Origin of the sequence: Paraburkholderia sp. JPY419, assembly GCF_050435705.1 — a bacterium.
Lineage (GTDB): Bacteria > Pseudomonadota > Gammaproteobacteria > Burkholderiales > Burkholderiaceae > Paraburkholderia > Paraburkholderia youngii.
Genome location: NZ_JBNDKV010000002.1, coordinates 3,752,068 through 3,766,919, shown reverse-complemented (window position 1 = coordinate 3,766,919; position 14,852 = coordinate 3,752,068). Strand labels below are relative to the sequence as shown.

At 62.7% G+C, this 14,852-nt stretch carries 12 protein-coding genes; 7 read left to right on the top strand and 5 right to left on the bottom strand.

All coding sequences use genetic code 11. From position 1 onward, the window contains the following. Positions 1 to 3: 3 nt before the first annotated feature. Positions 4 to 2,154, bottom strand: a complete 2,151-nt coding sequence (locus tag QFZ91_RS23425; protein ID WP_429568581.1) for an acetate--CoA ligase family protein — start codon at positions 2,152 to 2,154, stop codon at positions 4 to 6. Between the two features lie 315 nt (positions 2,155 to 2,469). On the opposite strand from QFZ91_RS23425, the gene QFZ91_RS23420 reads away from it, so the two are divergent. From QFZ91_RS23420 to QFZ91_RS23390, 7 genes are all read left to right on the top strand, one after another. Next, positions 2,470 to 3,213 carry a GntR family transcriptional regulator gene (locus QFZ91_RS23420; RefSeq protein ID WP_429568580.1) on the top strand — a complete coding sequence of 248 codons (744 nt, stop codon included), beginning with the start codon at positions 2,470 to 2,472 and terminating at the stop codon, positions 3,211 to 3,213. Between the two features lie 36 nt (positions 3,214 to 3,249). Beyond that, a complete protein-coding gene (locus tag QFZ91_RS23415) occupies positions 3,250 to 3,627 on the top strand; it encodes a RidA family protein (protein WP_429568579.1) in 378 nt (125 codons plus the stop codon). Positions 3,628 to 3,702: 75 nt separating this feature from the next. Beyond that, entirely contained in the window at positions 3,703 to 4,704 is a 1,002-nt protein-coding gene (locus tag QFZ91_RS23410) for an amidohydrolase family protein (protein WP_176108464.1), read from the top strand. Positions 4,705 to 4,737: 33 nt separating this feature from the next. Beyond that, the gene (locus QFZ91_RS23405; protein ID WP_429568578.1) at positions 4,738 to 5,976 is read left to right on the top strand and encodes a Rieske 2Fe-2S domain-containing protein; all 1,239 of its coding nucleotides are present in this window, start codon (positions 4,738 to 4,740) and stop codon (positions 5,974 to 5,976) included. Positions 5,977 to 6,058: 82 nt separating this feature from the next. Further along, complete coding sequence (locus QFZ91_RS23400) at positions 6,059 to 7,042, top strand: PDR/VanB family oxidoreductase (protein ID WP_429568577.1); 984 nt, start codon at positions 6,059 to 6,061, stop codon at positions 7,040 to 7,042. Positions 7,043 to 7,096: 54 nt separating this feature from the next. Next, positions 7,097 to 7,879 (top strand): crotonase/enoyl-CoA hydratase family protein, encoded by a 783-nt coding sequence (locus QFZ91_RS23395; protein ID WP_429568576.1) that lies wholly within the window; start codon positions 7,097 to 7,099, stop codon positions 7,877 to 7,879. Between the two features lie 7 nt (positions 7,880 to 7,886). Beyond that, positions 7,887 to 9,212, top strand: coding sequence for a 3-hydroxyacyl-CoA dehydrogenase NAD-binding domain-containing protein (locus QFZ91_RS23390; protein ID WP_429568575.1), 1,326 nt, complete (start codon positions 7,887 to 7,889; stop codon positions 9,210 to 9,212). Between the two features lie 272 nt (positions 9,213 to 9,484). Here QFZ91_RS23390 and QFZ91_RS23385 read toward each other — a convergent pair whose 3' ends face one another. The 4 genes from QFZ91_RS23385 to QFZ91_RS23370 all read right to left on the bottom strand — a co-directional run bounded on the left by QFZ91_RS23385 (position 9,485) and on the right by QFZ91_RS23370 (position 14,470). Beyond that, positions 9,485 to 10,630 (bottom strand): porin, encoded by a 1,146-nt coding sequence (locus QFZ91_RS23385; protein WP_429568574.1) that lies wholly within the window; start codon positions 10,628 to 10,630, stop codon positions 9,485 to 9,487. Positions 10,631 to 11,157: 527 nt separating this feature from the next. Continuing rightward, a complete protein-coding gene (locus QFZ91_RS23380) occupies positions 11,158 to 11,880 on the bottom strand; it encodes a GntR family transcriptional regulator (RefSeq protein ID WP_429568573.1) in 723 nt (240 codons plus the stop codon). A 155-nt stretch (positions 11,881 to 12,035) separates the two neighbouring features. After that, the gene (locus QFZ91_RS23375; protein ID WP_429568572.1) at positions 12,036 to 13,424 is read right to left on the bottom strand and encodes a spinster family MFS transporter; all 1,389 of its coding nucleotides are present in this window, start codon (positions 13,422 to 13,424) and stop codon (positions 12,036 to 12,038) included. 371 nt (positions 13,425 to 13,795) lie between these two features. Next, on the bottom strand, positions 13,796 to 14,470 hold the full coding sequence (locus QFZ91_RS23370) for a response regulator (RefSeq protein ID WP_429568571.1): 675 nt from the start codon (positions 14,468 to 14,470) through the stop codon (positions 13,796 to 13,798). Positions 14,471 to 14,852 lie beyond the last annotated feature (382 nt).

Genomic DNA, 14,852 nt, shown 5'->3' with positions numbered 1-14,852 from the left:
GGCTCAGTGATGGGTCGAGGCGCCCTGAGCGCCGCACACGACGAGCGCGTCGAGCGCGAGCACACGGTCCGGGTAGGCCACCAGCGGGTTGACGTCGATTTCTGTGATGTCGGGGTTCGCGCGCATCTGGTCGGCAATCGCCGCCACGGCCTTCGCGACCGCGCGCACGTCGACGCCTGCCGCGCCGCGCACGCCTTCGAGCATTGCGGCACCCTTCAGTCGGCCCAGCTCGACCACGATGTCGTCTTCCGACAGGTCGGCCGGCACGAGGCGCACATCCTTGAGCACTTCAATGAAAATACCGCCGAGGCCCACGAGCACGACCGGCCCCCAGTCCGCGTCGCGTTTCGCACCCACGACCAGTTCCAGACCGCGCGGGCCCATCGCTTCGACCAGCGCGCCGTCGAGCACGAGTTCCGGACGATGCGACTTCACGCTCGCATGCAGCTTGTCCCAGCCGGCGCGCAGCGCGGTGGCATCTGCGAGGCCGACCACCACGCCGCCGACGTCGCTCTTGTGCGGCAGTTCGCTTGCCTGCGCCTTCAGCACGACCGGGTAGCCGATCTCATCGGCGATCTCGAGCGCTTCGTCGAGCGACTTCGCGAGACCTCCCTTCGGCACCGGCAGACCGGCCGCGGCAAGCCAGCCCTTGCCCTGGTATTCGGCGAAGATACCGTTGGGCGGCACGGCGCCCGGCAGCGGGATCACCTTCGGCGCTTCGGTCCTCGCACGCTCGGCGCGCGCTAGCGATTCACCATATGCAGCCACGCGGGCGCAAGCACGCAGCGCACGATCCGGTGAGCGGAAGAACGGTACGCCGCTCGCGGCGATCGCTTTCGTGAAGAATTCTTCAAGCTGGTTGTTATCGCCCATTACCGCCAGCACGGCGGGCTTCGTTGCACGCGCCAGCGCCGGCACGAGGTAATCGGCCTTGTCGCGCTGAGCGATCGACGGACCGCCCATGATCGCGAGCACGAGCGAACCGATGTTCGGATCGCTTAACATCGTGTCGATCAGTTCGCCGATCAGGCCCGGGTTGCGCACGCCAATCGTCGTGTAGTCGAGTGGGTTGTCGGCGACGGCGTAGTCGGGCAGCAGTTCGGTCAGTTTCCTGACGGTCGCGTCGGTCAGGCGTGGCAGCGTCAGGCCGATGTCCTCGGCGAAATCGAGCGTGATGTTCTTGACCGCGCCCGAGGCCGTCATCACGGCCGTACCGGCCGCCGGGGGCACCGGGAAGCGGGCCAGGATCGTCGTCGTATCGAACAGTTCGTCGAGCGAATCGACGACCACTACGCCTTCGCGCTGCAGCAGGACACTCGCCGTCGCGTGATCGCCTGCCAGTGCGCCTGTGTGAGACTGCGCCGCCTCACGGGCGCGGGCGCTCTTGCCCGGCATCAGCATCACGATCGGCTTGCCTGCGGCGCGTGCTTCGCGGGCGAGCAGCAGAAAGGTCTGCGGACGACGGATCTGCTCGGCGTAGACCGCGATTGCGCTCGTCTGCGGATCGGCGATGAACCAGGCCAGGTAGTCTTCGATACCGAGGCTGGCTTCGTTACCGGTCGAAACGGTTGCCGTCATCGGTTGGCCACGGCCCATGAACGCGTCGCGCAGGTTCGCGGCCATCGCGCCGCTTTGCGCCACCACGCCCACGCCACGGCGGCCGCCACTTGGGTACGGCGCCACGGCTTCGAAGGTCACCGGCACGCCGGCCTCGAAGTTCGTGAAACCCATGCAGTTCGGGCCGATCAGCGCCACGCCGCCATCGGCTGCCACACGCGCCAATTCTTCCTGCTTCGCGCGGCCTTCGTCGCCCGCCTCGGCATAACCCGACGCAAAGATCACGGCAGCGCCGGCCTTCAGCGTGCCGAGCGTGCGCACCGTGTCGAGCACGCCCGACTCGGGAATGCACAGCACGGCCAGATCGATACCTTGCGGCAGCGCCTCGACGCTGACACAGGCGCGACCGTTGATTTCCTGGCTGCTGCGCGACACAAGATGGATATCGCCCGCATAGCCGAAGCGCTCGAGGTTCTGCAACACGAAATGACCGAAAGCGCGCGGATCGGCGGATGCACCGACGATCGCGATCGACTTCGGCTTGAGCACACGCTCGACAGGGTGCACGCCTGCGACATCTATAAGGCTCTTGCTCATCTGATCTGACCTGTGATGTTGATTGAATGCGATCTGGCATACCAGAATCGGCTGTGATGTGGTGCATTCTGGCATACCAGAGCTACCTTCTCAATACACCAGACACTCAAAACCCACCTTGGTACTTTCCCTGGGCGGTGGCGCAATGCGTCCACCAGATCGACGCATCCAATTGAAATATAAGGACCTTATGGCCAGCATCCATGATTACCAAGGGACGACTGGGATACGCTGGGGCAAACACCGTGTTGCATACCACAAACTTGTATTGGTATATTTCGGTCCAACTTCCAACATCCCGAGCATGGCAACTCAATGAAACTTGCAGCAGACCCCATTCTTGAGCGTAGCGGCGCGGCGGGCGAAGCGCCCGAGCGGCCCGCCCGCGGTAGGGCCAGTCTCGCGAGCGATATTCGGGCGACCCTGCAGGCCGAAATCGAACAGGGCAAGCTCGCACCGGGCACGTTGGTCGACGAGCGTGCACTCGCGACGCGCTTCAATGTGTCGCGCACGCCGGTTCGCGAGGCGCTGCAGCATCTGGCCGCGCGCGATCTGGTCGTGATCTCGCCGCGCCAGGGCATTACGGTGGCCCGCCTGTCGATTGGCAAGGTGCGCGCCATGCTCGAATACATCGGCGAGCTCGAGACACTGTGCGCGCGTTTCGCCGCGCGCCGTGCGAGTGGCGAACTGCGTGAGCAACTGGATCATGCGCTTCTGGCATGCCAGCAAGCAGCCGTGGAAGACGACGCCGACCAGTACGCGATCGCCAACGCGCAGTTCCACGAGCTGATCTACGAAGGCAGCCGCAACCAGTACCTGGCCGAGCAGATCCGCACGGCGCGCCGCCGCTCGGCGCGCTATCGCATGTCCGACCTGCGCAACCGCGGCCAGATCGCGCGTTCGCTGCAAGAGCACTTCGGCATCGCGCTTGCGATCCAGAGCGGCGACGAAACCAAAGCCGCCGAAGCCATGATGAAACACGTGCCGGCCGGCACCACCGGTTTCTCGGAGTTCCTCGCGGCGGTACCGCGCCATTTCTTCGATTTGGGCGCGGACTGACACGCGCCCTCCAACACGACTAGACACGGAGGAGACATGCCCCAATCCATCGACGTTCCCGGCCTCGCGCACAAGGTGCCGATCCCGCTCGGTGCGCGCGCCGGCAACGTGCTGTGCTCGTCGGCGATTGCGGGCAAGGATCCCGGCACCGGCAAGCTCGCCGAGACGCCGGCCGATCAGGTTCGCCTCGCCTTCGAAAACCTCAAGCGCTTCCTCGACGCGGGCGGCGCCACGCTGGACCAGGTGGTGAAGCTCGCCGTCTACGTCAAGGACGACTCGGTGCGCGCACACATCGACCCGCACTGGTTGGCCTTCTGGCCCGAGGCCGCGCATCGCCCGGCACGCCATGTGACCGTGCACGACCTCCAGCACGGCATGGTCATCCAGCTCGAAACCCTTGCGGTAGTCGCTTGAGCGCTACAAAAGCGCGCCGTACCCAAGTCATCGCAGTCTTTTGCTGAACACTCCGAACCCAACTGAGGCTCATCCATGATCATCGATTCCCACGCCCACGTCGTCATGCCCCCGCAAAGTTTTCGCTACATGGCCGAACTGGTCGGCGGCCGGGCGAACCCGTCGAGCGCGCCGAACATCCCCGACGAAGCCGTGCGCAAGCAGGCCGAGGAACTCGTGCGCAGCATGGATTCGGTCGGCACCGACATCCAGTTCATTTCGCCGCGCCCCTACCTGCAGATGCACTCAATCAAGCCCGCGCGGGTGACGCAGCTGTGGACGCGCCACTGCAACGACCTGATCAAGCGTTTCGTCGACATGTTCCCTGACCGCTTCCGTGGCGTGGCCGGCCTGCCGCAGTCCATGAACGACTCGCCGGCGGAGCATTGCGTGGCCGAACTCAAGCGCTGTGTGAACGAACTCGGCTTCGTCGGCACGCTGCTGAACCCGGACCCGACCGAAGGCCACGGCCCGGCGCCGGCCGGTCTCGGCGATCCGTTCTGGTACCCCCTCTATGACGCGATGACCGAACTCGACGTGCCGGCGCTGATCCACTCCGCAGGCAGCTGCAACCCGCGCGAGTCGTACACGCTGAAGTTCATCAACGAAGAGAACATCGCCGTGATCTCGCTGCTCGAATCGACGGTGTTCGAGAAGTATCCGAACCTGAAGATCATCGTCGCGCACGGCGGCGGCGCAATCCCCTACCAGATGGGCCGCTTCCGTTCGTGGGCCGCGCGCCGCAACAGCCCGCAAACCTTCGACGAGCAGCTCAGGAAGCTCTACTTCGACACCTGCAACTACTCGAAGGATTCGATCGAGCTGCTGCTCAAGGTCGCCGGCACCGACAACGTGATGTTCGGCACCGAAAAACCGGGCACGGGCAGCGCGCGCGATCCGATCTCGGGCCGTGACTACGACGACATGAAGCCGGTGATCGAAAGCATCGAGTGGCTGACCGACGAGCAGCGCAAGAACATCTTCGAATGCAACTGCACGCGCGTCTACACGCGTGCCTTCCGCCACTACAAGGACTGACGCGCAAACCGCGAAGCCCGCAGAGGAGAGATCATGGCAATGACTCGTGAGGACAATGAGCTGCTGACGCGCGTCGAGAACGGCGCGCCGATGGGCGACATGATCCGCCAGCACTACTGGATTCCGGCCGTGCCGTCGGCGAAGCTCGAAGCCGACGGCGCACCGGTGCTGGTGCGCTTGCTCGGCACGAACTACGTGGCGTTCCGCGCGACTGACGGCCATGTCGGCGTGGTGGACGAACTGTGCCCGCATCGCCGCACGTCGCTGATGATGGCTCGCAACGAGGACAACGGCCTGCGCTGCATCTTCCACGGCTGGAAGATCGATGCGACCGGTGCCGTCGTCGAAGCGCCGAACCAGGTCGGGGATCAGGCGCAGTTCTGCAAGCGCGTGAAGACCGGCCAGTACCGCGTTAAAGAGCGAGGCGGCCTCGTGTGGGTGTGGCTCGGCAAGGGCGACACGTCACCGGTGTTCCCCGAGCTGCCGTTCATGGACCTGCCGCCCGAACACCGCTCGGTGACGAGCGTCGAAGTGCCGACCAACTGGGTGCAGGCCGTCGAAGCCTCGATGGATTCGTCGCACGTCGGCGTACTGCACGAATCGACCACGCAGATCACCGCGGGCGGCGGAAACGAACGCATGCTCATGTCGAAGGCGCTCGCGCCGCGCTTCGAGTTCGAAGATCGTCCGTATGGTTATCGCTATGCCGCGCTGCGCGACATGCCTGACGAGAAGGTCTACGCACGCGTGAACAACTTCGTGATGCCGTGGTACGGCATCATCTGCCCGCCTGATGCGAAAGGCCCGACCACGGTGTTTTTCTCGACCCCGGTGGACGACGTGACGCACCGTGCCTGGTTCGTGCAGTACAACCCGCACCGCCCGCTCGGCATGACGATCATGTCGGCCACGCCGGACGTCTGGAATTTCCCGCCACTGCCGCCGGGCACGCGCGAGGAATCGTTCGGCCAGAACCGCGACCTGATGAAGCGCGGCCACGCGACGGGCTTCTATCAGCACCTCGGCACGGAAGACTTCGCGATGTTCCTCGGCCAGGGCGCGATCTACGACCGCACCCAGGAACAGCTGTGCTCGGCCGACGGCGCCGTGCTGCGCGTGCGCGCATTGCTGCTGAAGGCGGCGCGCGAGTTCATCGCCGGCAAGACGCCGACCCTCGCCGAGAGCCCGGAACTCGATTACTCGAAGGCCGTCTCGGTCGGCGGCGTGATTCAGGCCGGCGCCGATTGGCGCTCGCTTGCGGACTCGAAGTAGCACCGCGAAATAAAACCCTGCAGTAAAACCGCGCGGCGTTCCCGCGCGGTTAAACCGATGCAATATCCACGGAAAGACCACCATGCTCGCGCCTACTCTCAAGCTGCGTGTCGCATCAGTCAGCGCGCCGACCTCGCTGATCAAGTCCGTCACGCTCGAAGCTGAGGACGATGCGCTGCTGCCCGGCTACGAGCCGGGCGCACACATTCAGGTTGAGATCCCTGCGGCCGATGGCGGCGTCGCGCAATGGCGCTCGTATTCGCTGATCAACACTGATCCGCAAGTCGATACGCGCGCGGGTGTGCGTGCCTATCGCCTCGGCGTCCGGCGCGATGACGAAGGCCGCGGCGGTTCGCGCTTCATGCACACGCTGCAGGCGGGCGCCACACTCACGGTGCGCGCACCCGTCAACCACTTCCCGCTCGCCGCACCGCCCTCGGTCATCCTGATCGCGGGCGGCATCGGCATCACGCCGATGGCGGCTATGGCGGCGGAACTGAGCAGGCAGAACCGCGACTACTCGCTGCACTTCTCGGGCCGCACGCGCGATGCGCTGCCGTTCGTCGAAGAACTGCGTGCCGTCGCGGGCAAGCGCCTCGTGCTGCACGCCGACGACGACAACGCGACGCGCCTGTCGATCGACGTGCTGCTCGACGGCGCCGAGGTCAACCAGCCGATCTACGTGTGCGGGCCGTCCGGCATGATCGACGCGGTGCTCGCGGCGGCACGCCAGCGCGGTTGGCACGAGTGCGACCTGCATTACGAACTGTTCAGCGAAGTCGCACCGCAGGACGGCGACAGGACGTTTGAAATCGAACTCAAGTCCTCGGGCAAGGTGTTGACCGTGCCCGCCGACAAGTCGGTGCTCGACACCCTGCTCGATAACGGCGTCGACGTCATGTACGACTGCCGTGCCGGTTACTGCGGTCTGTGCTCGACCCCTGTGGCGAGCGGCGACATCGAGCATCGCGACACCTACCTCTCCGATACGGACAAGGCGGGGGGGAAAGTCATGCAGGTGTGCGTGTCGCGCTGCAAGAGCGAACGCCTCGTGCTCGACCTATGACCTGTCGCCCGGTCATCCTGAACATCACCAGACAAACATCCAACGGAGCGCCGCATGAGCGAAACCCAGGTTACCTATGAACTCGACGGCGCCGTTGCGCTGATCGGGCTGAATCGTCCCGAGAAGCGCAACGCGATCAACGAGGAAGTGATTGCGCAACTGCGTGATGCCGTCAACCGCGCCGGCGACGAAGCCATGTGCGGCGTGATCTACGGCCATGGCGGTCACTTCTCCGCTGGTCTCGACCTGCGCGAGGCGCTATCGCGCGCCACCGGCCAGACCGCCCCGCCGAAGAAGCGCCGCCGTCATTCGTGGCACGAAGTGTTCGACCTGATCGCGCGCGGCCCTATTCCGTTCGTCGCGGCGCTGCACGGCGCCGTGGTCGGCGGCGGTCTCGAACTGGCGACGGCGGCACACGTGCGCGTCGGCGACCAGTCATGCTTCTTCGGGCTTCCCGAAGGCCAGCGCGGCATTTTCGTGGGCGGCGGCGGCACGGTGCGCATCCAGCGCGTGGTCGGCTATACCGTCATGGCCGACATGATGCTGACGGGCCGTCTGCTGACCGCCGAGGAAGGCCAGCGCGAGCACATCATCACCTATCTGACGCCGATCGGCGGCGCACTCGACAAAGCCAGGGAAATCGCCGCAAAAATCGCGCAGAACGTCCCCGACACCAACTGGCGCATCACCAACCTGCTGCCGCGCGTGAACGATCTCTCGCATGAGGACGGCCTGTTCCTCGAGTACATGAGCTCGAACATGATGCGTTCTCCCGAAACCGCCGCACGTCTGCAGAGTTTCGTGGACGGAAACGCCAAACTCGTCAAGCCGGAGTAAAGCAACGATGAATGCACCCGCAGAACTCACGCCGCAGGAAGCTGCGGCACTGGCCCATGTGAAGGCCGCCGAAAAGCTCGCCGCGCAAATCCCGGTTGCCGCCGGTGTCAAGCCGCGCGATATCAGGCGCGCAGCCGTGATCGGCGCGGGCACAATGGGCGGCGGTATCGCGATGGCGCTCGTGGCGGCCGGCATCCCGGTCACGCTGATCGACGCGAACGACGAAGGTCTGCAGCGCGGCCTCGCACGCATCAGCGACAACTATCACCAGAGCATCAAGCGCGGCAAGCTGGACGACACCACGCGCGATGCCCGGCTCGCGCTGATCACGGGCTCGACCGCGATCGCCGACGTCAAGGACGCGGACATCGTCATCGAGGCGGTGTTCGAAGATCTCGGCCTCAAGCAAGGCATCTTCCGCGAACTCGATCGCCACGCGAAGACTGGCGCGATCCTCGCCACCAACACGTCGGGCCTCGACATCAACGAGATCGCGGCTGTCACGACGCGCGCGCAGGACGTGGTGGGCGCGCACTTCTTCAGCCCGGCGCACGTGATGCGTCTGCTCGAGGTCGTGCGCGCCGACAACACCTCTGACGAGGCGGTCGTCACGCTGATGGAACTCGGCCGCCGCATGGGCAAGGTGGCGGTGTACTCGCTCGTGTACCCCGGTTTCATCGGCAATGCGCTGTTCCGCAACTACAATCGCGAAGCCCACTTCCTCGTCGAAGACGGCGCGCTGCCGCACGAAGTCGATGCCGCGCTCAAGGATTTTGGCTATGCGATGGGTATTTTCGCGGTGCACGACATGGCCGGCAACGACGTCGGTTACCAGACGCGCAAGGCACAGATGGCCACGCGTCCGAACGATCGCCGCTGGAACGACCTGATCATGAAACTGGTCGAGATGGGCCGCCTCGGGCAGAAGAACGGCAAGGGCTGGTACCGCTATGAAGCGGGCGACCGCACGCCACATCGCGACCCGGAGATCGAGCAGTACATCGTCGAGGAATCGGCACGCCTGGGTATCACGCGCCGTTCGATCCCGAAGGAAGAGATCATCAAGCGCTGCATGTACGGCATGATCAACGAAGGCGCGAAGCTGCTTGAACAGGGTATCGCGCTGCGCGCGAGCGATATGGACGTCGTGTACGTGACAGGCTACGGCTTCCCGGCAAAGCTCGGCGGCCCGATGTACTACGCCGACCAGATCGGCCTCGCCAAGGTCTATCAGGACATCAAGCGCCTGTACGAAGAGTACGGCTACTGGTGGAAGCCTGCGCCGCTGCTCGAAAAGCTCGCGGCCGGTAACGGCAGGTTTGCCGATCTCTGATCTCCGCCATCAACCATGCTGCCCGCTTCACGCGGCAGCATGGCTCGAATAGAAAGGCCAGACCTCATGTGAATGAGTATCTGGCCTTTCTTTCTTGACGAAGCACAACCCAGGTGTTTCGTTGTCGGCGCAAAAGCTCTCCCACACGCACAACGAGGCAACCGGGCGTGATCCGGTCTGCAGGACGAGCAAACGCCACGCATAAGCGTGGCGTCCGAGGCACGGCATGCCGGGAAACCCCATGCATACCTGTACGGCTTGTTCCTGACCGGTCAGAACAGGTGACGAATACCGACTTGCACTGCGAGTTGGTTGGCGGTGCTCGAACGCCCGTTCCCAAAGATTGCATTCGTACCGACGCTGGCGCCGTATGACATCGGCGTCGAGATCAGGAAGTTGTCAGCAAATTGGCGACCAGCAAATGCATGCTGCAGGGTGCCAAAGGCATACACGTCCGTACGCTTGGACAGGCGATAGTCGGCACCGAAGCTATACAGATTGAATTTGCCGAGGTGACGCTGATCCATATAGGTAAAACCAGCACCGAACGTCATAAACGGCGAAGCCTCATAGGTTAGGCCTGCTTCATAGCCGCTTGACACAACGGTGCCAAGCGTCCGGCTATTCGCACTCGTGTACGTGTAGACACCGTTCAAGGCGAAACGATCACCGAGACGCACTTGACCAGCCAACGCTGCCGTGTAAATCGCATCGGCCTGTAGGGCGTATTGCGCCATCGTACCTGCGCCCGGTCCACCAGTTGCACCGACGGCACCGCCTTGCGTGCGGGTAAAGCTTGCGGCCAACGAGTACGGCGCCTTCAACGAACCGGTCGGGCTGTACTTCAGGCCAGCACTGAATACGCTTGCGGCACCGTTGAACGTTCCGCCGAGACGTCCCGGCGTATTGCTGAACCCATACATCACGCCAGCACCGAAGCCATGCCAGACCGGCGTTTCATAGCGCACCATGTTACTGACTGGCTCACCCGCCAGGCGGTCGACGTCATACGAACCGTGGAACGCATACGACGGCGCGAACTGGGCAACGTTCGTGTAGTACGAAATGTAATCGTAGATGAAATCGTAGTCGTAACCGGCAATCAGGGTACCGAACCTGTCGCTCGTCAGACCGACAAAAGCGCGGCGGCCGAACAGCGCGCCGCCGTGACTCGCCGTACCGGTATTCAGCGAGAAACCGTTCTCGAGCGTGAAGATTGCCTTCAGACCGCCGCCCAGGTCTTCGACGCCACGCAGACCCCAGCGCGACGCCTGATTGATGCCGTCGTCGAGCTTGAACTGCGAGCTGCCTTTTACGTTGTTCACGTAGGTCAGGCCATTGTCGATAATGCCGTACAGCGTGACGCTGCTTTGTGCATGCACCCCTACCGAAGCCAGCGCTGCAATCGCGCCTGCCAATAGTTTCTTCCTCATGTCCACGTCTCCACCTATCTCATTTTTTCGGAGCAAACGAAATTTGCTGGTCAGCTTCGCACCGGAACCCGAACCATCCCGGTTCCGGTCACCCAGGCCCGCCCGCTACACTCGCCACCGGCTTTAATATTCCACTAACCGATTCGTGGAATACTAAACAAGATTTTGCTGCATACCTGTTGGCGCGCGCAAGAATACGTTTAGGATATCGACCTATCGTTTTCCCTCACCGGTCATGCGAGCAGACTACGCGGCGCGCAAAGGCTTGCCAGATTGGGGCGTTGGAGGGGATAGCGGGAGTGCAGGCGGGAACTGCAGCATGGGGATGCGTAAATCGCGCGGCTCAGCGATGTATGCGTACAACAGGGTGTGGGTATACCTATTGCGTCTGGCCGTCAGTTCAGTTTGGCAGCCAAAAGAAATGCCCCCTGGGAGCTCAGCTCAAAAAACCAGGGGCAACGAACGGCAGGGGAGCGGGACTCGACCATCCCGGAAGACGCCAATACGGCGCATCAACGATCGTCGTAAGGCGGTTCCGTTGAGGAAGAACCACCGTCACGCCCAGGCGTGGGCGCACTCGCGAAGTACTCTTCCGGCAAAGTGGCGAGGAACTCCGAAAAGCCCGGCGAGTGCTCGGCCATGGCGGCTTCGGCGGCGGCTTCGTCGCCGGAAAGCAACGCCTGAGCGAGCTTCTGGTGATCGTTGATGGCCTTCTCGCGGCGGCTCGGCGCGAGGAACGGCTTGGGCCGGTAACGCGAGATCAGGCGGCGGATGGAACGAATCTGATCAGCCAGATAATCGTTGTGGCAGGCGTTGCAGAGCACTTCGTGGAATGCCACATTGGCCCGGGCGAAACCGCGCGGATCGTTATCCTGCAAGGCGGCCACGCCTTCGTCGATCGCCTTTTGGAGCGCCGCTCGCTGTTGATCGTTCATTCGCCGCGCGGCGAGGCGGGCCGACACTACCTCAAGCTCGCTGAGCAGTTCAAGCACGTCACGTAGTTGCGGCACCGACATCTTGCTCACGAATACGCCCTGCCGCGGCACGATCTGTACATACCGCTGTGCGGCGAGCTGCTGAAGCGCCTCGCGGATTGGCGTGCGCGAGACATTAAAGCGCGTCGCCAGTGCTCGCTCGTCCAACGTTGCGCCCGGGACCAGCTCGCCTCGCTCAATTTCCCCTTCGAGAAGGGCCTTGATTTCAACCGACCGGCTTATTTTTGGGATCTGGCTCATCGAACGAGAATGACAGACATAAAAGGTTTAGCAGAAAACATGAATTCCTATGATACCGCATAGGTATACCAGATACGCATTTCCCGACTAGCGATATAGGAAACGGCGCCGTATTTGCATACGGCGCCGTCGGGACAATGCTCGCCAAACAGGTCTTACGAATTCTTCTTCAGATGACGCGTCGCACGGAGGTAATGGAAGGCGGACCAGATCAGCACCACGCTCGCCGTCAGCATCGCGTAGCGCACACCATTGGCCGAGGCGTCATGACATGCCGATGCAAATGGACCCTGCAACACGGCCGCGGCACCATGCGGCCCTTTCGGCACGGTACACACCGCGTGGAAATCACCTTGCGTGAACAGGTGCGATGCGAAACGATCACTGAGAAAACCCACCGTCGGCGTACCGAGGCCCTGACCGATCAGGTTCATCAGCAGGAACACAATGGCCGACGCGGTAGCACGCATGCGCGGCTCGACGATGCTCTGCACCACCGCGAAGGTCGGGCCGTTCCACACGTTAAGCAAGATCGTGCCCATAAACAGCAGCGCGACGCTCAGCTGCCACTGATCTGCGATGAAGGCTAGTGCCAGCAGCGGGAAACCAAGTCCAGTACCCAGCGCCGGGATTCGCGCATACCAGCGGCGATCGTTGACGCCGACCCGGTCCGCACACACGCCGCCGAGCGTAGTGCCGATGATGCCGCCGACGCCGAGCACCAGACCGAAAATCACACCGGCCTGGGCAAAGCTCATGCTGTAGACGCGGATGAAATACATCGGGATGAACAGGTTGATACCGTACTGGCCAAACGCACCGATCACCGTGCCGAGCAGCATCTGCACGAAGGCGCGGCTCGAGGTCAGCCGCTTGAACACCACGCTCAGGGGCGGAGCACTGGCGCCGGTGCCGGTTGCGACGCCATCGGCGCCGCCGCGCTTGGGCTCACGCAGTGTCAGCCATGCCAGCAGGCCAAACACGAGCCCCGGCAGGCCCACCACCAAGAACACTGGACGCCAGCCCAGATGCTCCACGAGCCAGCCGCCTCCGAACGCGCCGGCCAGCACGCCGATCGGCGGTCCCAGCGCATAGACGGCGAGCGCGCTCGCCCGGCGGCGCGGACCGAACTCGTCGGCGATCAGCGAGTGTGAGGTCGGCGTGCTGCCGGCTTCGCCGATACCCACGCCGAGGCGATACAGCATCAGTTGCCAGAAGCTGCCTGCCGTGCCGCAAAGCGCGGTCATCGCCGACCAGGCGACGATCGAGACCGAGATCAGCACGACACGGTTGAATTTGTCAGCCAAACGCGCAATCGGTAGACCAAGCACCGAATAGAAAATCGAAAACGCGAGGCCGCCTAGCAGCCCGACCTGATAATCACTGAGGCCCATGTCCATCTTCACGGCCTGACCAACAACCGCGACGATGATGCGATCGACGAAGCTCGACGCATAGATCAGCACCAGGATCAGCAAAAACCATCCGCGATACCAGCTGCTGCTCGATCTCGTGCCCACATTCTGGGCGGTCAGTTCTTCCATCTTGCGCGTCTCCACTCATTCGGGGCTCGGGCGGCCAGGCAAGTCAACTCACCCACCCTATATCGAAACCTTCTTGTATGCCACGGTATGCATCGTGGAATTTCAATTCGATTTTGATGCATAACTGGTGGTCGCGCAATCGGAACCTGACCTTGAAGCGTCATCGTTTTCACCTAGCCCACCTTGCGAACGCGTTCCCTTTGGGCAGCCGTCACAACGGACCGCGCGCTACAGATTGTTTGCTGGTATGGAGCGCCCTCACCGACAGCAGTCGCGCAGTCGAACATCGGGAGCGTCGCCAGGGAGCCGGCACCCGGGCCACGCTCACGCTGATTCAGGCCTGAGGCCAAAAACTCACGCGTCGGGCTCTGCTACGAATTGGCCGGCTCCGCGGACGGCACCAAGCCGCTTTCCATTCCATAACGCACCAGGTCCGCGTCTCGCTCGATACTCAGTTTGAGCATTGCCGAGCTCTTTTGCGTACTGATAGTTTTTTTACTGCGACGCAAAAGCTCGCCAATTTCCGTCACAGTCATCCCGGAAACAAACAGGCGTACGACCTCCAGTTCACATCGCGTCAATGGGGCTCCGGCCGTGTTGCCGCGCGCACCCGGGTTGATCGTGTCTGAGATCGCCGCCACGCGCGGCGACAGATAGCGACCATTCGCGTAGGCGGCATGTACCGCGATCGTCAGGCTACTGATCGGATCAGCTTTGCTGAAAATACAGCAGTGGCCTCCCTGCATCAGCAACCGCACAACCGCCGGATTTTCCATCATGCTCAGCACAACCACCCGCACGTTCGGAGAGTGCTGGCGAATGGCAGCGAAAAGCGCCAGTCCGTCGCCATAACGTCCGCCGGGCATCACGTAGTCCGAGACAACCACGTCGCAAGGCGAGTTGGCCAGCGCGGCCATCAGTTCGGTCGAATTTTTCGCCGTGCCAACAACCGAGATCGTGCTGCCTCTTTCGAGTTCGTATCGCACGCCTTCGAGAATCACTGGATGATCGTCTGCGAGTATTACGCGAATTCTTGATGTGGTCATAGTCGACTTCCGTCGCAATGTAATTTGAGGCGTTAGAGACGCCATTAAAAGTGAGGGGCGGAATTCTCGTGTCGTGTCCTATTGACAACGAACGGGCAAGACTTTATCTACGCCGCATCGGATCAGTAATAGGCTTAGTCTTATAAGTGAGGAATATCAGAAAATAGGACAGGCGTACGTTCCCGGTCTTGAGCAGTCTGCGTGCGGTCGCGACCACGTTCCGCGCAGTGACGGTGACTCAATCCAGATGTTTCGTGCAATGCGTAGTTGTTCGTCCCCGATGGCGTCTGTAACGCGTGACGAGGGACGCGCCTATGCCACTTCGAGAGCCAGGATCCCGGACCTGCACTTGCCACGTGTGCGTTCTTCAGTGCGACTATCC